Origin of the sequence: Actinospica robiniae DSM 44927, from assembly GCF_000504285.1 — a bacterium.
GTDB lineage: Bacteria > Actinomycetota > Actinomycetes > Streptomycetales > Catenulisporaceae > Actinospica > Actinospica robiniae.
On sequence record NZ_KI632511.1, the window covers coordinates 3,505,128 to 3,526,789 of the forward strand.

9 protein-coding genes are annotated in these 21,662 nt (G+C 69.7%); 3 read left to right on the top strand and 6 right to left on the bottom strand.

Translation table 11 applies throughout. The features are described from left to right. The 3 genes from ACTRO_RS14875 to ACTRO_RS14885 are packed head-to-tail and all read left to right on the top strand — an operon-like array spanning nucleotide 1 to nucleotide 13,129. The gene (locus ACTRO_RS14875) at nucleotides 1–1,476 is read left to right on the top strand and encodes a condensation domain-containing protein (RefSeq protein ID WP_034263647.1); all 1,476 of its coding nucleotides are present in this window, start codon (nucleotides 1–3) and stop codon (nucleotides 1,474–1,476) included. Further along, entirely contained in the window at nucleotides 1,473–7,709 is a 6,237-nt protein-coding gene (locus tag ACTRO_RS14880; protein WP_034263648.1) for a non-ribosomal peptide synthetase, read from the top strand. The genes ACTRO_RS14875 and ACTRO_RS14880 overlap by 4 nt, the downstream gene beginning before the upstream one ends. Continuing rightward, the gene (locus tag ACTRO_RS14885; RefSeq protein WP_034263650.1) at nucleotides 7,706–13,129 is read left to right on the top strand and encodes a non-ribosomal peptide synthetase/MFS transporter; all 5,424 of its coding nucleotides are present in this window, start codon (nucleotides 7,706–7,708) and stop codon (nucleotides 13,127–13,129) included. The genes ACTRO_RS14880 and ACTRO_RS14885 overlap by 4 nt, the downstream gene beginning before the upstream one ends. A gap of 1,317 nt (nucleotides 13,130–14,446) precedes the next feature. Here the strand turns inward: ACTRO_RS14885 and ACTRO_RS14890 are convergent. From ACTRO_RS14890 to ACTRO_RS14915, 6 genes are all read right to left on the bottom strand, one after another. Next, on the bottom strand, nucleotides 14,447–15,808 hold the full coding sequence (locus tag ACTRO_RS14890) for a condensation domain-containing protein (protein WP_034263651.1): 1,362 nt from the start codon (nucleotides 15,806–15,808) through the stop codon (nucleotides 14,447–14,449). Between the two features lie 13 nt (nucleotides 15,809–15,821). Continuing rightward, on the bottom strand, nucleotides 15,822–16,577 hold the full coding sequence (locus ACTRO_RS14895; RefSeq protein WP_051450859.1) for a GntR family transcriptional regulator: 756 nt from the start codon (nucleotides 16,575–16,577) through the stop codon (nucleotides 15,822–15,824). Then, entirely contained in the window at nucleotides 16,574–18,130 is a 1,557-nt protein-coding gene (locus ACTRO_RS14900; protein ID WP_051450860.1) for a beta-N-acetylhexosaminidase, read from the bottom strand. The genes ACTRO_RS14895 and ACTRO_RS14900 overlap by 4 nt, the downstream gene beginning before the upstream one ends. An 87-nt stretch (nucleotides 18,131–18,217) precedes the next feature. Further along, a complete protein-coding gene (locus ACTRO_RS14905) occupies nucleotides 18,218–19,006 on the bottom strand; it encodes an ABC transporter permease subunit (protein ID WP_034274936.1) in 789 nt (262 codons plus the stop codon). Nucleotides 19,007–19,044: 38 nt separating this feature from the next. Next, complete coding sequence (locus tag ACTRO_RS14910; RefSeq protein ID WP_245594381.1) at nucleotides 19,045–20,016, bottom strand: carbohydrate ABC transporter permease; 972 nt, start codon at nucleotides 20,014–20,016, stop codon at nucleotides 19,045–19,047. A 40-nt stretch (nucleotides 20,017–20,056) separates the two neighbouring features. Then, a complete protein-coding gene (locus ACTRO_RS14915; RefSeq protein ID WP_034263653.1) occupies nucleotides 20,057–21,388 on the bottom strand; it encodes an extracellular solute-binding protein in 1,332 nt (443 codons plus the stop codon). Nucleotides 21,389–21,662 lie beyond the last annotated feature (274 nt).

Below are 21,662 nucleotides of genomic sequence, written 5' to 3' on the forward strand. Positions count from 1 at the left end.
ATGACCCCAGCCACAGACGCGCAACGCGGCATCTGGCTGACCGAGCGCCTCGGCGGCGCCGGCAGCGCCTTTCACCTGCCGCTGTCCGTGCGCTTCGACGGGCCGCTCGACGTCGATGCACTGGCCCGGGCCTGCGACGCGGTAGTCGAACGCCACCCGGCGCTGCGGACCTGCTTCGTCGAGCACGAGGGCGCCGTGGTCCAGCTACCTTCGACCCGACGCCCGACACTCACCGCCTCCAGCGGCGACCTGGCCGCCGACATCGCAGAGCCCTTCGATCTCGAGCAAGGGCCGCCAGCTCGATTCAGGCTCCTGACGCACTTGGGGTCGGATAGCAGCACCCTGCTCTTCGTCGCGCACCACGTCGTCTTCGACGGCATGTCCAAGGACGTGCTGCTCGCGGACCTGTCGTCGTTCTACCGATCTGCCAACGCTGTGGGCGCAGTTGTCGACGCGAACGGACGTCCGTCGGCGGACGTGACCGTGGAGCGCGCGGCCGCACGGCTCTGGTCGACGCGACGCGGCGCGCTCGACGAGGTGGCCCTGCCGGGCGGATCGTTCGCGCTGCCCCTGCGCCCGGCTCCAGCCAGGTCGCTGGCGTTCGCACCCTACCTCGCGTTCGCCGACGCCATTGGAGTCTCAAGGTTCGAAGTCTTACTCGCCGCGCTGCACGCGCTCCTGCTCGGCTACGGAAACCCGGACGCCGCGATCGCGGTGGACATGTCCACCCGGGCACCCGGCGACGACCAGGCGATCGGCTGCCACGTCAACGAGATTCCGGTCCCGGCCGACCGCGCCGAGCGGTTCCGCGATCTCGCACTCGGCTTGCGCGCAACGCTGCGCGAGCTCAGACCGGTCCGGAGTGTGCCGTACGCGCGCGCCGTCGGGGGCTTGCGACCGCGGGCGGCATTGGCCCCGGTCTCGCTCAGCTACCGGCGCCGAGGGCCGAACCCGGTGTTCGAAGGCATGCGCTGCGAGGTGGAGTGGGCGATGTCCAATGCCATGGTGCGCGGGATCATGCACGCCCACGTCGTCGACGGGCCCGACGGCTTCGATGCCCGGCTCGACTTCAACGCGCACCTGATCGATGAGGCCGCCGCTGCCGAGATCGCGGCTGACTTGGCAGAGATTTTGGCGAAGGCGGCGGCCGACCCCGACGCGCCCGTGCGCGAACTCGTCCGGCACGCCGGGAGCGGGCCGTATGCAGCCGAGTCTGCCGACGACGCATTCGGTGCGCCGTCGTGCGAAGCCGATTCCGGTCTTACCGCTCAGGTTCTGGCCATCTGGTGCGACGTGCTGCGCGTCGAGGAGATTGCGCTCGACGACGACCTCTACGACCTCGGCGGGCATTCGCTGACGATCACCCAGATCGCCGGCCGGATCCGCAAGGAGATCGGCATCGAGGTCCCGTTCGAGGTCTTCGCGGACGACCCCACGGTCATCGGCGTGGTCGAGGCGATCGGCAGGGCGCGGTGAGCCGTCACCCGTTCTCCCACGCCCAACGCCGCCTGTGGTTCCTCCACCACTTCGATCCCGAGGACACCGCCCACAACCTGTACGTGAGCAAGCGCCTGTCCGGTGAGTTGGACACGGCGTCGCTGGCCGCGGCGTTCACCGACGTTCAACAGCGGCACGCGTCGTTGCGCACCCGGTTCATCGAGGCGGACGGTGTCCCGCTGTGCGAGGTCGAGGCGGTCGCGGCGGCCGGGCTCGAACTCGTCGACCTCTCCGGCTTGCCCGAACAGGCGCGCGAAGCCGAAGCACAGCGGCAGGTCAACGACTGCACCGCGACCGCATTCGACATCGCCAAGCAGCCACCGATCCGCGCGCTGCTGCTCCGGCTGGGCGAGCGGGAGCACGTGCTCTGCATCGCCATGCACCATCTCCTCGCCGACGTGTGGTCGCTCAATATCCTGATGTCCGAGTTGAGCCGCTGTTACCTGGCCCGGTGCGCCGGCGAGATCGCGCAACTGCCGGAACTCGCAGCGACCTACGGCGACCATTGCGTCCTCGAGGACGAGCGCGAACTCGACCCCGCCAAGCTCGACCACGCGGTCCACGCGCTTGACGGCATCCAGCCGCTGAGCCTGCCCACCGACCGTCCCCGCCCGCCGATTCGCGGAACCGCCGGGGACGAGCAACTTGTCTGGATCGAGCCGGACACCGTCGAGAGCGTTCATCAACTCGCGCGCGCTTCTAGGTGCACGCCCTTCGTCGTTCTCCTGTCGGCATACCAGGTCCTGCTCTCGCGGTGGTCCGGACAAAGCGACCTGGTCGTGGGCACGGCCACCGCCGGACGGCTGCACCCGGACTTCGAACCGGTGGTCGGGCTCTTCGCCGGCACGCTCGCGCTCCGGGCCGATCTGGCCGATGACCCGACCTTCTCCGCCCTGCTCGCGCGCACGCGGCGCAGCGTTCTACTAGCCCTCTCCCACCAGGACGTGCCGTTCGAGCGGATCGTCGCGGCGCTGCCGACCGCCCCCGACCCGAGCAGGACCCCGGTCTTCCAGGCGTCGCTCACCCTGCATTCGCATGCGGTGGGCTACGGCGAGCCGACCGGCTTCGCCGACCTGGCCGCCTCGCTCTTCCCGCCGGGCCGCCGGCACGCGACGACTGACCTGAGCCTGGACGTGTGGTCCGGGCCGGAGGGCATGGAGGCGGTATTCGCTTACACCACCGATCTCTTCAACGCGGACACGATCGCCCGCCTGGCCCGGTCGTTCCAGACGCTTCTCGCCGGACTCGTCGAGGACCCGTCCATACGGATCTCGCGGGCGCCGCTGCTCGATCCGGACGAGGCGCGCGAAACCGTCCTCGCCTGGAACGACACCACCAGGTCGGTCCCGGCCGCGACGGTCGTGGACATGATCGCGGCGCAGGCGAGGGTCCGGCCCGACGATCTCGCCGTCGGATGCGGCCCCGATCAGCTGACGTACGCACGGCTGGCTGCGTCGGCGGGCGCCCTGGCGGCACGGCTCGAGAAACTGGGAGCAGGGCCCGGATCGATCGTCGCGGTGTGTCTCGATCGCTCACCGGCGTTGGCCACGGCGCTCCTCGGCGTGCTCGGTTCGGGGGCGGCCTACCTGCCGATCGACCCCGACTATCCGGCTGCCCGCACCGCTTACGTCCTCGAAGACTCACAGGCACAGCTGGTGATCACCAGCAGCGAGCTCAGACATCTGCTTCCGGAATGGACGACCCCTGTCATCCTGGACGCCGCCGAAGAACCTACTTTCGACGTGCCTCACGCCATGCGCGTGCCGGAGCCGGGGGATCCGGCGTACGTCATCTACACGTCCGGCTCGACCGGGTCGCCGAAGGGCGTGGTCGTACCGCACGACTCGCTGGCGAACTTCCTCGCGGGAATGTCAGACCTAATCGACACCGGGCCCGGCGACGTCTGGCTTGCGCTGACCTCGCTCTCCTTCGACATATCAGGCCTCGAGCTCTACCTGCCCCTCGTCGCGGGCGCGCGAGTCGAGATCGCGGACCGCGCGACGGCCCGGGACGGCCTGGCGCTCGCCAGGCTGGTCGAGTCCGCGGGCGTCACGCACCTCCAGGCCACACCCTCGGGCTGGCGGATGCTGCTGGCCGGCGACGTCGACGCGCGCGCGATCACCGCTCTGGTCGGCGGTGAGGCGCTGCCCCCACGCCTGGCCGCCGAGCTGCGCGCACAGACCCGCCGCCTGGTGAACATGTACGGCCCGACCGAGACGACGATCTGGTCGACCGCGTGGGAGGTTCCACTCGATCCGCGGGAGACGCTGATCGGCTCTCCGATCGCGAACACGTCCGTCTACGTCCTCGACCCGCAGGGACGCCTCCTCCCGATCGGCGTCGTCGGGGAGCTGGTGATCGGCGGTGCGGGCCTGGCACTCGGCTACTTGGGCCGCCCCGGCCTGACCGCCGACCGCTTCGTCCCCGACCCGTACGGGCCGGCGGGCGCTCGCGCGTACCGGACGGGCGACCAGGTGCGGTGGCGTCCCGACGGACGGCTGGAGTACGTGGGCCGCACGGACGACCAGATCAAACTTCGCGGCCATCGCATCGAGCTCGGCGAGGTGGAGGCGGTCCTCGGCGCCTTCCCCGGCGCGACGCAGACGGCCGTCGCGGTGCACAACGAAGTACTCGTCGCCTACGTGGTCGGATCCGTGGACGGACTACGCGAGCACGCAGCGGCATCACTGCCCTCTTATATGGTGCCCACGCGCTACGTACAGCTGCCCGCGCTTCCGTTGACTCCCAACGGCAAAGTAAATCGCAAGGCACTGCCAGCCCCGACGCCGCGCAGATCCGTCGCGGGCGCCGGCACCCCAAGCGCGCCGGGGGCGCCTAGGCCACCCATGACCGCTGAGCAGGCGATCGTGGCCGCGTCGTTCCGCGACGTCCTCGGCTGCGGCGAGGTGGAAATCGATGACGACTTCTTCGCTCTCGGCGGACACTCGCTGGCGGCTGTGCAGGCCGTAGCCCGGATCTGCTCGGCGGTGGGCGGCGCGATACCGGTCAAGGAGTTGTTCCTCGCCCCGACCATCGAGGCCTTCGCGCGCGTCGTCTCGGAACGCCGGGCGAGCGCGCCCGGCCTGGCACCGGTGCGGCCTCGACCGGCCGGGGCTTTCGTGCCCGTCTCGGCGGCACAACAACGGCTGTGGTTCCTCCAGCGCCTTGATCCGCAGGACGCGTCCTACACCATGTACCTGGTCAAGCGGCTCTCCGGTCCGCTGGATCCAGCCGCTTTCGAAGACGCGTGGTCCGACGTCGTCCACCGCCACGAAAGCCTGCGCAGCAGCTTTCCCGAGAAAGACGCAGAGCCCGTACTCGAGGTCGCCGAACCCGGGCACAGCCGGATCGACTTCCTCGATCTGTCGGGACTGGGCGGCACGGCCGAATGCGAAGCCCTGTCTGCGGTGGCCGCTGAGACCAACCGGGCCTTCGACCTGACTGCGGAACCGCCGGTGCGATGCCGGCTGCTGAGGCTGGCCGAGGACGATCACGTCGTGTGCGTCACGATGCACCACGCGATCGCGGACGGCGCCTCTCTCAATATCCTGCTTTCCGAACTGGCCGGCTGCTATACCGCCCGGCGCTGTGGCACGCTCCCGCCGCCGGCGCCCGCGATCAGCCATCCGGACGTCCTGTGGTGGCGCGCGCAGCAGGCGGACGACGGCGAACGCGCGTACTGGTCGGAAAAACTCGCCGATCCGCCGATCCTCGAACTGCCGACGGATCGGCCGCGCCCGGCGGCGAGCGCTCATCGGGGCGCGTTCCACGGGCTCGACATCTCGCCGGAGCCGCTGGCCCGGCTGCTGGAGGTGGCCCGCAGCCGAGGCGCCACCCTCTACATGCTCCTGTTGGCCGCGTACCAGGTGCTGCTGGCAAGGCACACCGGGCAGGACGACCTCATCGTGGCGTCCCCGATCGCGGGACGGGAGCGCGTCGAGTTCGAGTCGGTCATCGGCTACTTCGCCAACACCCTGGTTCTACGCGGCGATCTGTCCGGCGACCCGCGCTTCACCGAACTGCTTGAGCGCACGCGTCTGACGGTGCTCGAAGCGTTCGAGCACCAGGACATTCCCTTCGAGCACCTCGTGGCGGATTCGCGGCGCGCACCACTGTTTCGCAGCATGATGATCCTGCACACGCAGGACACGCCCCAGCGCGACGATCTCTTCGCCGATCTGCACATGTCCCCCTTCGACGGCGGGTACCGGCAGGCGAAGCTCGACCTCACACTCGAAGCCTGGCAGAGCGGAACAGGACTCTCACTTCTCTTCGGCTATGACACAGAGCTCTTCGACGAAGCAACGATCGCGGCTCTGGCCGGGCACTTCCGACTCCTGCTGGACTCGATCATCGAGGATCCGAGCCAGCGGATCCACACCTTGCCGATGAGTCCCGAGCCTGAGATCGCGCAGTTGCTCACCTGGGCTGACGGTCCTGCGGACGAGGACACGGAGCTCGTCCCGGACATGCTGGCCGCAGTGCCGGGATCGTCGGTCGCGCTGGTCTGCGGTGCGGCGACCATGACCCGATCAGTGCTCGACGATCGGGTCGCGCAGCTCGCCACTCTGTTGCGGCGTCACGGAGTCGGGGCGAAGGGCGTCGTCGGCCTGTGCTTGGAACGGTCCGTCGACAGCGTGGCCGCCATCCTGGCCGTGTGGGCCGTCGGCTGCGCGTATCTGCCCCTTGACAGTGGCTACCCGGCCGAACGCCTCGCCAGCCTTCTCGAGGACAGCGGCGCCGAGATCGTGTTGACTGACAACGGATCGCGCGGCGCTCTGCCGCCCGGCGCGTTCACCGTCCTGTGCTGTGACGACGCCGACGAACACGATGCGACCGGGCCTCATATCACCGGCCCCGACGACGACGCGTACCTCATCTACACATCCGGCTCGACCGGCCAGCCCAAGGGCGTAGTCGTCAGCCACGCCAACTTGGCTGCGCGCGTCCGCTGGATGCGCCGCGGTTACGAACTTGGCCCCGGCGACGTCGTCGTGCAGTTCGCGTCGTCCAGCTTCGACACCCACGCCGAGGAGATCTTCCCAGCGCTGGCGTCCGGCGCCACGGTCGCACTGCTGCCGGGCGGGCCGCACAGCCTGGCCGAGTTCCTCGCCACCGATGAGGGACGACGCGTCAGCGTGCTCGACCTGCCGACCGCCTACTGGCACGCGTTGGTCGACGATCTCGACCAGATCAGGTGGCCGGTCGCGCTACGCCTGGTGATCCTCGGCGGCGAGCAGGTCCACGGAGCGGCTGTCGCCCGCTGGCGTGCCCGCTTCGGCGACCGGATCCGGCTGGTCAACACCTACGGCCCGACCGAGACCACGATCATCGCGACCGCGGACGACATCCGGGATGAAGACAACCCGCCGATCGGGCACCCGATCAGCGCCACCGCCGTGTACGTGCTCGACCAGGCCGGCTCGCTCGCGCCCCTCGGCGCACCCGGCGAGCTCGTCGTCGCAGGGGCCGGAGTCGCCCGCGGCTATCTCGGCGACCCGGACGCCACCGCCGCGCGCTTCATCGCAGACCCCTTCGGCCCTCCCGGCTCGCGTGCGTACCGCACCGGCGATCGCGTCCGGTGGCGTCGCGATGGGCGTCTCGAGTTCCTTGGCCGGATCGATGACCAGGTCAAGGTCTGGGGATTCCGGGTCGAACCCGGCGAGGTCGAAGCCTGTTTGCTGACTCATCCCGAGGTGAGCGGAGCTGTGGTGGTGGCCACGGGCGAGACGCTCACGGCCTACGTCGTCTCCCGGACCGCCCCGGACGCGCTGCGTCAGCACGCGGCTCGGATCCTGCCCCCGCATCTCGTGCCGGACCGGTGGATCGGGATCGAAGAAATCCCGTTGACCGTGAACGGCAAGGTCGATCGCAAAGCCCTGCCACAGCCCGGAAGCCAGCCGGCCACGGGGTTCACCGAGCCGAGGACTCCGGCCGAGGAGCTGGTCGCCGAGGTGTGGGCGGAGCTGCTGGAGCGCCGGGTGGGCGCGCACGACGATTTCTTCACCCTGGGCGGACACTCGCTGCTGGCGACCAGAGCCACCGCGCGCATACGCGCCACCACCGAGATCGACATCCCGCTGCGCACGCTCTTCGAGCGGCGAACCGTGGCGGAATACGCCGAAGCGCTCGACGAACTGCTCGACGCCGAGATCGCAGCACTCGATGACGAGGACGTCATGCGGCTGCTCGACCCCAGGGAAGCCTCATGACCGAGATATCGCCCGGCACGCCCGCGACACAGGCGCGCAAGGCGCTCGCTGCTCAACGCCTCGCCCGTCGCGCGGCGAAGCGCACGATCGGCACGCGTTCGCCTGACGGTCCGGTGCCGGTGTCGTTCGCCCAGGAGCGGCTGTGGTTCCTCGACCGCCACACGGCGGCAGGCACGGCGTACACGATTCCGTTCGTGCGCCGAATCCGTGGCGCCGTCGATGCGGAAGCGCTGGCGGCAGCTCTGACCGCGGCCGCGGCCCGGCACGTGCCGCTACGCACCCGGTTCACCGAGGACGACGAGGGCCGTCCGCTCGCCACGATCGACGAGGACGCCCGGTTCCCGCTGGAAACCGCGACGGCCGCCGGGCCGGACGACGCGCGTCAACAGGTGGACGAGTTCCTGGGCCGCGGATTCGACCTCGCCGCCGGTCCGGTCGCCCACGCGCTGCTCATCCGGCTCGACGAGGACGACCACGTCCTGGCTCTCGCCGTCCACCACATCGCCGCCGACGGCTGGTCCATGAGCATCCTGTGGCGCGACATCGTGGCCAGCCATGCCGGACGCACGCCACCCGATCCGCCCGTCCGCTATGACGACTTCGCCGCGTGGCAGCGAGGGCTAGAGCCCGGCTCCGACCTGCCGTACTGGCGGTCGCAGCTCGCCGGGGTCAGCCCGCTCGAGCTGCCTACGGACCGGCCGCGGCCGCCCGAGCAGACGCACCGCGGTGCCGCCTTCGACTTCACCGTCGATCCCGTCACGACGGTCGGGCTCTCGGGCGTGAGCCGGGACCACGGCGCAACGCTCTACATGACGCTGCTCGCCGCGTTCGCCCTCGTCCTCGGCCGGGCCTCGGGCCGCGACGACGTCACCGTCGGCTCGCCGGTGGCCGGGCGAGCCCTGCCGGAACTCGACGGCCTCATCGGATGCTTCGTCAATGTGTTGGCAATGCGTGCGGACCTCGGCGGCGACCCCACATTCGCCGAACTGCTGCTGCGGGTACGTGACACCGCCCTCGACGCCTACACCCATCAAGATCTGCCCTTCGAACGCTTAGTCGCCGAGCTCAAAGTGCCGCGCGACCTTTCCCGCTCGCCGATATTCCAGGCCTTGTTCTCCATGGCCAACTACGCCGATCCGTCGGCGGACGACGCGGCCGGGGACACGCTGCGGGTCGAGGGGTTCGCGCCCGGATCCTGGGCCACCCGCTACGACCTCGAGTTGTACGCCGCCGCAGACGACGCCGACGGGCTCATCGCCTCGTTCGTCTACAACACCGATCTGTTCGACGCGCAGACCATCGAGCGCATCGCCCGCCGTTTCGCTGACGTCTTACGCGCCGTAGCCGCCGACCCGACCTCCGCGCTGTCCTCGCTTGGGCTTCCCGGCGAGGAGGAGCGTCGGCTGACGGTGGAGGGCTGGAACCAGACGGCAACGCCGTTCCCCGACACCACCACCGCCACCGTGCACGGACTCTTCGAAGCCCAAGCCACGCGCACTCCCGAAGCCGCGGCGGTCACCTTCGCCGGCCAGAGCCTGACCTACGCCGAACTCGACGCCCGCGCGGAAGCGGTCGCCGGAATGCTGCGCGGTCGGGGCATCAGACACGGCGACGTCGTCGCCGTGTGCGCACACCGGTCTTTCGAACTCGTCGTCGCGCTCCTCGGCGTACTCAAATCAGGAGCCGCATACCTTCCGCTGGATCCGGACTACCCCGCGCAGCGACTCGCGTCGATGGCCGAGGACTGCGCCGCGCGCGTACTGCTGGCCCAGCGCTCTCTCGAGTCGATACCCGATGTAGCGGGGGCCCAGATCGTCACCCTCGAAGACCTCCCGCACCGCGTCGAATCCGCCGAGACCGCCGACCCCGTCACCCCGCCCTCGGCCCAGGACATCGCGTACGTCATCTTCACCTCCGGCTCCACCGGCAAGCCCAAGGGCGTGGCCAACACCCATCGCGGCGTCGTCAACCGGCTGCGCTGGATGCAGGCCGAGTTCGGGCTGGACCACAGCGACGCCGTGCTGCAGAAGACGCCGGCCGGGTTCGACGTATCGGTCTGGGAGTTCTTCTGGCCGCTGATCGTCGGCGCACGCCTCGTCCTGGCCGAGCCGGGCGGCCACAAGGACGCCGAGTACATGCGTACCCTGATCAACTCGGAACGCATCACGACCGCACACTTCGTGCCGACCATGCTCGGGATGTTCCTGGCCGACGAGCAGGCACCCCCGTGCCCGACGCTCAGCCGGATCATCTGCTCCGGCGAGGAGCTCCCCGTGGATCTGGCGACGCGGTGTCTCCGGCTACAGCCGGGCAGTTCCCTCGCCAACCTCTACGGCCCCACGGAGGCCGCGATCGACGTCTCCGCTTGGCACTGCCGCGCGCAGGACCTGGCGGGTGCGGCGCGGGTACCCATCGGCGCGCCGATCGCCAACACCCGGCTCTACGTGCTCGACGACGCGATGCGCTCCGCGGGCATCGCAGTGCCCGGAGAGCTGTACATCGGCGGTGCGCAGGTGGCGCTCGGCTACCTCGGCCGCCCGAGGTTGACCGCCGAGCGGTTCGTGCCGGACCCGTTCGGGCCGCCGGGTGCCCGCCTGTACCGAACCGGGGACCGCGCGCGCTGGCGGCCGGACGGGACGATCGAGTTCCTGGGCCGGCTCGATCACCAGATCAAGCTGCGCGGCATGCGGATCGAGCTCGGCGAGATCGAGACGGCACTCCGCGCGCAACCCGGCATCACCGATGCGGTCGTGGTCGTGCGCGAGGATCAGCCCGGTGATCAGCGCCTGGTCGGCTACGTCGTGGGCGCGGAGCCGGATCGCGCGGCACTGCGCCGGACCCTGCCCGACTACATGGTGCCGACGGCATGTGTCGTACTCGACGCCCTTCCACTGTCGACGAACGGGAAACTCGACCGCGCAACGCTGCCCGCACCAGCGCTCACGCTCGCCCGCGACGCCGCGGCACCGGTGATCGCTCCGTCCACCGCGACGGAAGTGCTGGTGGCCGAGATATGGCGGGAAGTGCTCGGCATCGCAGAGCTCGGCGTCGACGACGACTTCTTCGATCTCGGCGGCCACTCGCTCACCGCGACCCGCGTCATCGCCAAGCTCCGCAAGTCTGGCGGCGCCGGCGTGAGCGTGATGGATCTGTTCAAGCACCCGACCGTGCGAGGCATCGCAGGGCTCATTGACACGCCCGCCGCCGACCGCGCGCCACGAGGACTTCTGCACCAGCTCACACCACCGCGTTCGACCACGCCGGAACTGACGCTGGTATGCGTGCCCTACGGCGGCGGCAGCGCGGTGGTCTACCAGCCGCTGGCCGACGCGCTTCCCACAACGCATGCGCTGTGGGCGCTCGCCATCCCGGGGCACGACGTCGGCCTCGACGAGCAGCGACTGCCGTTCGACGAGCTCGCGGGCCGCTGCGTCGCCGAGATCCGGGAGAAGGTGTCCGGGCCGATCGCGGTATACGGGCACTGCGGTGTGGGTTCGGCGCTGGCCGTCGAAGTGGCCAGGCGGCTCGAGGCCGAGGGCCGCACCCTCGAGGCGGTCTACATCGGGGCGATCTTCCCGTTCGCCAAGCCCCGGCGCGGACCGTTGGCCGCTCTGGCCGGCGCCGCCCGGATGGAACGCCTGCGCAGCGATCGCGGGTACATCAACTGGCTGACCTCTATGGGTGTCAGCATGGGCGACCTCGACCCCGAGCAGGCCATCCGGATCGTGCGCACCATGCGCCAGGACTCCGAAGCCGCCGAGCAGTACTTCACCGACCTGTTCGACTCCGGCGACGCCCGGCTCAAGGCCCGGATCGTCACCGTGGCCGGAGAGCAGGACCCTTCGACCGAGTACTACCAGGAGCGGTACCGCGAGTGGCATCAGCTCACTGATTGCTCGTCGGTCGTGGTGCTGCGCGAGGCAGGGCACTTCTTCCTCAAGTACCGCGCAACGGAACTCGCGCGGATCGTGACGACCGTGCACCGCGACGAGATGGAAGCGGAGCTCCCCCGCGACGACGAACAGGACCGGCCGACCTGGTGGTGGCACGCGACGTCGCGCAGCCCGGTCCCCGTCTCGCCGCCCGGTCCGCAGCCGAGCATGCGCAGGTTCCTGGCCGTGGCCGCTGGCCAGCTGGTCTCGATGACGGGATCGGCGCTGACCGAGTTCGCGGTGCCGCTCTGGATCTACCTGACCAGCCACTCCCTCGCGCACTTCGCTCTGTTCTCGGTCGTCGCCCTGGTCCCGGGCATGGTGGTCGCACCGCTGGCCGGAGCCGTGGTGGACCGATTCGACCGGCGCCGCGTCATGCTCGCCGGCGACGCCGCGGCAGCCGCGACCCAGCTGCTGTTCGGACTGCTGCTATGGACCGGGCATCTGCAGGTGTGGCAGATCTATCCGCTCCTCGCCGTGCTCTCACTCGCACTCACCTTCCAGCGCCTGGCCTACGGCTCGGCCGTCGCGCAGCTGGTGCCCAAGCGCTATCTGGGGCACGCCAACGGAATCGTCCAACTGACTCAGGGCACTGCGAGTTTGCTCGTCCCCCTCGTCGCCGTCGGCGTCATGGCGGCGATCGGCCTGTCCGGAATCCTGGCTCTGGACATCGCCAGCTACGCCATCGCAATCGTCAGTGTCCTGCTGGTCCGGTTCCCAAAGACGATGGCGTGGCGCAGGCACGAGTCGCTGGCGGCCGAGATCGCCGGCGGGTTCCGGTACTCCTGGGGCAACCGGGACTTCCGCCGCATGCTCGGATTCTTCGCCGTGCTCAACGTCTTCCTCTCCCCCCTGTTCCTGCTGATCTCGCCGCTGGTCCTCTCCTTCGCACGCCTCGGCGACGTGGCCCGGGTCTCCTTCGCCGGCGGCCTCGGAGTATTCCTCGGCGGCCTCGCGATGACGGCCTGGGGCGGCCCGAGCCACCAGCGGATGCGCGCGGTCCTGATCGCGACGCTGGCCCTTGCAGGCTTCTGTCTACTCACCGGACTCCGCCCGAACCTCTTCGTCATCGCCGTCGGCGCGTTCGGCATGTCGATGTGCCTGACGCTGCTCAACGGCGTGTACTTCGCGCTCATCCAAGTCAAGGTGCCACAGCGGTTCCACGGCCGTGTCTTCGCCCTCAATACCCTGATCGCTTGGTCCACTCTCCCACTGGGCTTCGGCGTAGTCGCGCCGCTGGGCTCGCGCCTCGCCGCACCGCTGCTCGCGCCCGGCGGAGCGCTGGCCTCCACCGTGGGAGCGGTGATCGGGACCGGCCCGGGCCGCGGCATCGGGCTGCTGTACGTCACGTTCGCAATCATCATCGCGGCCTGGACCGCCACCGCCCTACGCAGTCCGCTCGCCACCTTCGACGACCGCGTCCCGGACGCCGAGCCCGACGACTTGATCGGTCTCGCCCTACTACGAACTGATGATCAGCCGAGTTGATAGGGCGGCGTAGTGGCCTTCGGTTGGGCGGGGCGGGCTGCGGTTTCAAGATCTCGCCTCCGGCGCGGGCCCTTCCCTCAGAGAGAGTGCCGGGGCTGCGTTGGTGCCGGCGTGGCGGGGCGGGCTGGGGTTCGGGGTGGTCAGGTGCCGGGGGCGTGCTCTCTCCTCGGCCGGTCCCCGGAGGCAATCAGGAACCTGCCGGGAGGTCAAGCGGCGGTGGCTTCCGCTCATGCTCGATCTTGCATCGCGCCGCTTGACCTCCCGGCAGAACCCTGATCGGGCTTCGCCTGCCCGACCGAGGAGAGAGCCCACCCCCTGAGGGTCCAGTGCGAGCTGCGCTCGGGCCGGATCCCGTTCCGGGCCCAGCCGCGCTCGACGCGGAAGGATCCTGCAACGCCGTTCCAGACCGCCGTCTTCTTCTCTACTACTTCAACGCCGGGGAACGCGCCCGAGTGCCCGGAAATCTCCATAAATTTTACCTATCCAGCAAAGGCCGGATAAACGGTTTTTGTCGGTGGTGGCATCTAGCATGGAAGAGTACGAGGGTCGGGGCTTGTGACGTGAGGGTGGTGGACGGGGTGGCTGGGCAGGTGGGGCCGAAAGCGGTGCAGGATTTCCCCTTGGCGTTCGACCGAGTCCCGCGATCCTGCGCATTGGGTGAGCATCGGATGGATCGCACCGGGGGCGATGCAGAATTCATCCCGATCAGGCGCGGGCCAGCCTGCGGGATTCTGCCGCGAGATCTGGGATCGGGGTCGATCGCAACAGGGCGATGCCGGATTTCACATCACGCGCGACCGAGCCGCCAACCTCTTCGCGCGGATCGAGGACCGGGCTGCTCGGATCAGGGCGATGCAGAATCCTTCCGCACCGAGCGCGGCCGGGCCCCGGGACGGGACTAGGCCTGAGTGCAGCTCGCACCAGACCCTCAGGGGGTGGGCTCTCTCCTCGGTCGGGCAGGCGAAGCCCGATCAGGGTTCTGCCGGGAGGTCAAGCGGCGCGATGCACAATCGACCACCAGCACAAACCACCGCCGCTTGACCTCCCGGCAGGTTCCTGATTGCCTCCGGGGACCGACCGAGGAGAGAGCACACCCCCGCAACCCCACCATCCCGAACCCCAGCCCGCCCGACCACCCCAGCACCCCACAGACTCCGGCATCTCTCTCCGAGGGAAGGGCCCGCCAGCGGCAGCTTTTGATCTTGAAACCCCAGCCCACCCTGCCAACGCAACGGGTGGGCGGGTGGTCAGATAAAACGGGCGACGCGAAGCGGTCACCCCCACCACAACGCTCACCCAGCCGATCATCAATCCGCTCTAGTGAAGGCCGAGGCTGAGCGCGGCGGAAACGATGGTGGCCTCCAGGCGGTAGAGCATGCGGGACATGGTGGCGGCGGGTACGACGCGAGTGTCGGCGATCATAGAGAGGCGAAGGTCGCCGACGGTGTCGAGGACGTCGAGCGCCAGAGTCAGATTCAACCGGCGGTCGTACGCCGCGGGCCAGGTCAATCGGGTACGGCTCGCATCGGCCGCGAGTGAGCGGGCGGTCGGGGCCGTGGATGGGCTCACGGGGCGCGGCCGACGGCGGTCGTTGTACCAGACGGTGCGGTCGATCTGCGTCCCGCGCGCGGCTTCGGCCTCTGCGACGGCGCGGTCCATTTCGCGCTTGTCGTAGTGACCGTTCCGGTAGGCGCGCAGCGAAGCTTGTGCCACTGCGGGCAGGAGCCGGGAGAAGTCGGGATCGCCGCAGTCGATACCGAGCAGGGTCTCGCGGGCCATCGCGCATACGGCGTCCTGGGTGCCGGGGAGCGTGCGGTTGCCGGCCGTGGCCATGATCAGCAGCTGCGACGTCCCCGATTCGGCGGCGAGCGCCTCGGCGAATCCGGCCAACAACACCACTGCCGAGCCCACCCCGGTTTCCGCGCCCAGGTGAGTTGCCGCGCGTCCGAGTGCGCGTGAGCGCAGCACCGCCTCACGAAATGCTGGACCGTCCACAGGCCGTGGCTCGTCGCGAAAGACGCGCTCCGGGGCATCGGCCAGCACAGAACTGGCGTGGGCGCATGCCTGTCGGCTTCGGCGAAGGGCCTGCTCGGACTGCTCGTACGCGGCGACTTCGCGCGGCTGGAGGGTGCCGGGCCGCTCGACCCGTTCGTGCCCCGCGAGCAGGTTGGCGAACGCCTCACTCACCAGGCCCGCGGCCCATCCGTCGACCGCGGTGTGCGCGAGCGTGAACACGACGCGGGCCACGTCCTCGCCGACCATGACCCATCCGATCCGGATCGGCCATTGCGTGGCGCAATCGAAGGCGTGGCCGCGCATCTCCGCTTGTAAGGCCTCTACGTGATTCGCCACGTCGTCCGTCGTGCATCGCGAGATCGAGGTGTGAATACAGCCAGTCGCGTCCAGGACTTGATCGAGCCCTGCACCGCTCGGAATCAGGCGCGTGCGCAGGCTTTCGCAGGCCACGACGAGGCTCGCTCCTGCACGTTCGGCCGCCGCACGGCTGGTTCCGGGCGGGACGGCCTGCGACCAGGCGATGTTGAACAGGTGGTGGTCCGGTGCCAGCTCCTGGAACGCCTGCCACATCGCGTACTGCGCCCAGGTCGCCGCCACTGCCGTCCCGCCGCCCCGGCCGCCGCCGGCATCCACCAGGATCCCGGCGACCTCGACCTCGTGCATCGGATCGGACTCCTCAGCCCGACGTCTGGTCGAAGCGGAGCCGCGAGGTGATCCGGTACCGGTCGCCGCGGTAGACGGATTCGACGAACTCGACGATCCGGCCCGCGGCGTCCTGCGTGGTGCGCTGCACCTGGAGCAGCGGGAAGAACGCCGGGACCTCGAGCAGTTCGGCCTGCTCGGGGTTCGCCACCGTCGGCTCCATGGTCTGCAGCGCCTCGGCGACCACGATGCCGAAGCGCTCGCGCAGCAGCTGGTAGAAGTTGCCGGATTCCATGTCCTGCGGACGCAGCCCGGTCACCAGTGCCGCCGGCAGTTCGAGGCGCTCGATCGCGATCGGCTCGTCCTCCACCAGCCGGACCCGCACGATCCGGGTGATCTGCTCGCCCGGCGCGAGGGCGAGGCGCAGTGCCCGGGCCGGGCCGGCCGCCGCGGTGGCGAAGCTGACGGTGCGGCTGGTCCATGAGCCTTCGGCCGGCGGGACGCCGCGGCCCTCCGAGGTGGTCGACAGCTCCTGGGTCACCTTGTGCGGACTGGTGAACGTGCCCCGCCCGGGCTGACGCACGAGCAGGCCCGACTGGGTCAGATCCTGGATCGCGGCCCGGACCGTGGGGCGCGAGACCCCGAGTTGCTCAGCCAGTTCGCGCTCGGGCGGCAGGCCCCGGCCGGGCCCGTAGTCCGCGATGACCGCGAGGATGTGGTCGCGCACCAGGTCGCGCTTCGCCGAGGTGGCCCGGCGGGTGGTGCCGTTGGTCTTGGCCTCGCCGCTCACGCCGCCGCCGTCCCGCCGTGCCCGGCGGCGATCGGCGTCCGCGCGGTCATTCCGGCGTCCTGAAGACGGGACAGGTGCGACCCGAGCCTGCGCTCGAAGTCCGCCGAATCCCGCACCTCGCTGCTCCACGCCGCCTCCGCGAACGCGCATAGTCGGGGCAGCAGCAGGTACCTCGCGTGTTCGACCGACTGCACGTGCTCGGTCCACAGCGCCGCCTGCGCGCCGAGCACGCCGGCGTCCGAGTCCCGCAGGTCGACCGCGGACAGCGCGCCCTCGAGCGGATCGAAGCCGTACACGTCGGCGAGGGTCACCACCTCCTCCGGATTGCCTTGCGGCTCGGCCGGATCGTCGCTCTGCGGGTAGTCGAAATACGTGGTCTTATGCGGCGACATCAGCACCTGGTGACCCCGCCCGACGGCGCGCGCGCCGTGCGCCGGATCGAGCCAGGCCATCAGGACCAGCCCCGGATCGAGGTCGCCGTGCAGCTCGGCCTCGGCCCAGCTGATGGCGCGCCGGCCGCGCTCGGCCAGGATCTTCTGGACCCGGCTGAGGAACCAGCCGTAGAGCAGCGCCGGGGAGGCCAGCCCGAGCTCGCGCGCCTTCGCCCGCCCCTGCGGGCTCGCCTCCCACTCGACGGTGGGGCACTCGTCCCCGCCGATGTGCACGAACGGCGAGGGGAACACCTCGAGCACCTGGTCGAGAATCGTCTCGAGCACCTCGAAGACCTCGTCGTGCACGCCCAGAATGTGCTCTGATATGCCCCACTCGGTCCACACCGGCAGCCGGCGATCCGGATCGTTGCCCAGTTCCGGATACGCCGCGAGCAGCGCCTGGACGTGGCCGGGCACGCCGATCTCGGGCACGATCGTCACGCCCCGGTCCGCGGCGTGGGCGACCAGCGACCGCAGTTCGTCCTGGGTGTAGAAGCCGCCGTGCGGGGTGCCGTCGAAGCGGCCGCAGCCGGCCGGGCCGAGCATCGACTCGGTCCGCATCGCGCCGACCTCGGTCAGCTCCGGCAGCCCGTCGATCTCGATCCGCCAGCCCTGGTCGTCCGTCAGATGCAGCTGCATCACGTTGAGCTTGTGCAGCGCCAGCAGGTCGACGAACTCGAACAGGTACTCCAGCGGCAGGAACCGCCGGGCGACGTCCAACAGGACGCCGCGCCACTGCACTGACGGCTCGTCCCGGACGGTCAGGCAAGGCAGGCGCCAGTTGTCGTCGGGCGCGCCCGGCTCGGCCTCGGCCGCCGGCCGCAGCAGTTGGCGCAGGCTCTGCACCCCGTTGAACAGTCCCGCCTCGTCCGGTGCCGTCAGGCGGACGCCGTCGGGCCGGATCACGAGTTCGTAGCTCTGCGGCGGACGGGCGGACGCCACCTCGATCTCCAGGCGGACGGCGCCGCAGCCGGCTTCGGTGCGCGAGCGGGCTGGACCTAAGGTCCGAGCGAGCACGGCGGCGGCCCGCTCGGTGCCCGGCCCGGCGGCCAGGGGGACCTGCGGTCCGATGACGAACTCACCGGCCTCGGCGACGAGGTGCGCGGGGCGGGGAAGGATCACGGTGGCCTCTCGATTTGCGGTGGCGCGGCGAGGTCGCCGCAGGGCTGACCGCCGCCGGCGGCGGGCCGGCGGGCGGGTGCGGTCGGCTCAGCCCTTGACGGCGCCGGAGGTCATGCCGGCGACCAGACGCGTCTGAATGATCATGAAGAAGACGACGGCCGGCAGTGCGAACAGGGTCGACCCGGCGATCAGGCCGCCGTAGTCGGTGCTGGTGTTGGTGGAGAAGGTCGCCAGCCAGAGCGGCAGCGTGTAGTGCGAGTTGTCCTTCATCAGCACGTACGCGTAGATGTAGTCGTTCCACGCGGTGATGAACGCGAAGACGCTGGTGGCGATGATGCCGGGGAGCACCAGCGGCAGCAGGATCAGCCGGATCGTCTGGGCCCGGCTGGCGCCGTCGACCATCGCCGCCTCCTCGAGCTCGACCGGGATGCCGTGCACGAAGCCGCGCAGGGTCCAGATCGTGAGCGGCAGCACGAACGCGGTGTAGGTCAGGCCGAGACCGAACAGGCTGTTGAGCATGTTCAGGCTCTGCAGGCCCAGGAACATCGGGATGACCAGGGCCGGCGAGGGGATCATCATGATGACCATCACGGCGATCAGGAAGGTGTGCCGGCCGCGGAAGCGGAAGCGGGTCAGCGCGACGGCCGCCAGGAAGCCCACCACGATCGCCACCGCGACCACCGAGAAGGTCACGATCAGGCTGTTGAGAAGGTAGTCGATGAAGTCCGGCTGGTGGATCGCGTCGGAGAAGTTGGCCAGGGTGAGCGGGAACGGGAGGAACCGCGGGGTGGGGGTCAGGCTGTCGGTCTGCGGCTTGAAGGCCGTGTTCACCATCCAGTAGACCGGGAAGATCCACACGACGCAGAACACCGACATGACGACGTTGAGCGCGAGCTTCGGCCGGCGGCGCGTTCTCACAGTTCCTCCCCGCTCTTGACCAGGCGGCGCACCCAGAAACCGGTCATCGCGGCGAGCAGGATGACCGAGACGACCGCGATCGCGGCGCCCTGTCCGTACTGCTGGGACGCGAAGGCCTTGGTGAACGACCAGATTCCGATGGTGGTGGTGCCCCCGTCCGGGCCGCCCTGGGTCAGCAGCCAGATCTGGTTGAAGACGTTGAAGTCCCAGATCACGGACAGGACGGTGACCAGCAGCAGGATCGGGCGCACGAAGGGCACGGTGATCACCCGGAAGGTGCGCCAGAAGCCGGCCCCGTCGAGCTCGGCCGCCTCGTAGTACTCGGCCGGGATCTGGGAGAGCCCGGCGTAGAGGGTCAGCGCCACGAACGGCACCGAGGTCCAGACCACGAGCAGCCAGATGATCACGAACGCGGACACCGGCTGGGCCAGCCAGTCGGACTGCCGCTGGTCGCCGAACACGTGCACGGCCGAGACCAGCCAGTTGACCACGCCGTAGGTGGGCTGGAACAGCCACTGCCACACGAGCGCGGCCGGGACCGTGGGCATCGCCCACGCACAGATCAGGCAGAGCGTGGAGACGGTGCGCAGCCTGCGGCCGAGCCGGACCATGGCCAGGGCCACGCCGAGGCCGATCGCGAGGGTGCCGGCCACGAGGGTCGCGGCGAACACCACAGTGCGCACGAGCACCGCGGTGAACTGGGAGTCGTCCCAGATCGAGGTGTAGTTGGCGAATCCGATGTACGGGGTGGTTCCGGTGAACAGCGCCCTCAGGCCGAAGTCCTGAGTGGAGATGATCACGAGGCGTACCAACGGGTACCCGACCACCAGGCCGAGGATGAGCGCGGCCGGCGCGAGCAGGCCGTAGGGCAGGGCACTGACTCGCCGGCGGCGCGGCGTCCCCTTCTCGGGGGCGCCGCGCCGCACGGTCGAGCGGCCCGGGGACGCTTGGGTTTGCAAGGCGTTCACACCGGTTCCTTCACTTCTCATCCGACGTCGGACAGGGCCCTTATTCCGACGGCGCGGCGTTGAGCGCCTGGTCGAGATGCTGGTCGAACGCCTGCGCGGCGGCCTGCACGGATTTGCGCCCGGTGGCGACGTCGGCGAAGAAGGACTGCAGGGAGTTGTCGGCCTCGATGGTGGCCCAGCCGGGGGTGGCCGGGGTCGCCACGCTGTCCTTGGCCGCCTCGGAGAAGGCCTGGAGCACGGGGGTGCGGGCGGCCGAGGTGGAGTCGATCAGCTGGGTCGAGACCGGCGTCCAGCCGTCCACCCCGGCGATGTCGGCGGTCTGCACCTGGGTGCTGGTGGCCGTCTTCAGGTAGGCCAGGGCGAGCGCCTGGTTGGGGCTCTTCTTGGCGATGGCGAGGTCGGAGCCGCCGAGGAAGACCGGCTGGTTCTTGCCCGCCGTGCTCGAGGGGAACGGGAAGCTGCCGATCTGGTCCTTCATGCCCGGCTTGATCTTCAGGATCCCGTTGACGTTCGTGTTCAGGATCGCCGCGGTCTTGCCCTGGGCGAAGATGTTGTTGTAGTCCGGGACGGTGTTGGTCACGTTCTGCGACGCCGGCGTGGAGTAGGTGTCCAGGAAGCTCTTGTAGGCCTGCAGGCCGGCGATCGCCTGCGGGGACTCGAGCGCGCCGGTCCACTTGCCGCCGGACTCGGTGGCGATCTGGCCGCCCGCGTCCCAGACGAACTGCATTCCGCCGAACCAGTACTGGCCCGGGACGTAGAAGGCGGAGAAGTCGGGGGCGGTGTTCTTCGCCTTGATCTTGTCCAGGTCCGCGGTGAGCTCGGTGAAGCTGGTCGGGGTGCTGGTGATGCCGGCCGCGGCCCAGATCGCCTTGTTGTAGACCACCGCGCGCTCGCCGGCGAACAGCGGCGCGGCGTAGCTGTGGCCGGAGACGGTGGCCGGACCCTCGAGGCCGGTCAGCCAGGTCTGGCCGGCCGAGAGCTGGGGCAGCGCGGAGGTGATGTCGGTCAGACCGCCGCTGGCGGCGAACATCGGGACGTCGGTGTTGCCGATCTCGATCACGTCCGGCGGGTCGTTCTGCGCGAGGGCGGTGATCAGCTTGGTGTTGATGTTCGCCCACTGCTGGATCTGGACCTTCACCTTCGCGCCGGTCGCGGCGGTGAAGGCGGAGTCGATCGCGTCGACCGTGGTCGAGGTCAGGTCGTCCTGCATGTACCAGACGGTCAGGGTCTTGCCGGTGCCCGACCCCGCGCCGGCTATCGCCACCCCGGGAGCGGACCCCGCGCCGGCCGGCGCCGAGGAACTGCTGCATCCCGCGGCGCCGAGCGCCAACGCCACGGCGACGCCCAGCGCCGGCGCAATACGTGTTCGCATGAAGAACCTTCCCTGAGGGTGAGGTAGAGCCCGCACACTGCGTGCCGGAGATGCTGACATCGAACCATTGGTCATGTCAATAGCCCTCGGCGCACGGCCGGTTCTCGCCCGGATCCTCCCTGTCCATCCAGGTCTGGGCGCGAAATTGGGGTGTTGACAAACGAAGCCGCACCGTTCATGTTGTAGCCACATCGCCCGGAGGAAAGTGACCTCTGGTCAGCTCCTGCTCCTCCCTGCAAGGACGCCCACCCTTAGCGAAACAGGAGAGAACCCA

Coding starts and splice junctions, on each gene's coding strand:
- ACTRO_RS14875 (WP_034263647.1), top strand. CDS start 1: ATGACCCCAGCCACAGACGCGCAACGCGGCATCTGGCTGACCGAGCGC.
- ACTRO_RS14905 (WP_034274936.1), bottom strand. CDS start 19,006: ATGTCGGTGTTCTGCGTCGTGTGGATCTTCCCGGTCTACTGGATGGTG.
- ACTRO_RS14915 (WP_034263653.1), bottom strand. CDS start 21,388: ATGCGAACACGTATTGCGCCGGCGCTGGGCGTCGCCGTGGCGTTGGCG.
- ACTRO_RS14890 (WP_034263651.1), bottom strand. CDS start 15,808: ATGCACGAGGTCGAGGTCGCCGGGATCCTGGTGGATGCCGGCGGCGGC.
- ACTRO_RS14885 (WP_034263650.1), top strand. CDS start 7,706: ATGACCGAGATATCGCCCGGCACGCCCGCGACACAGGCGCGCAAGGCG.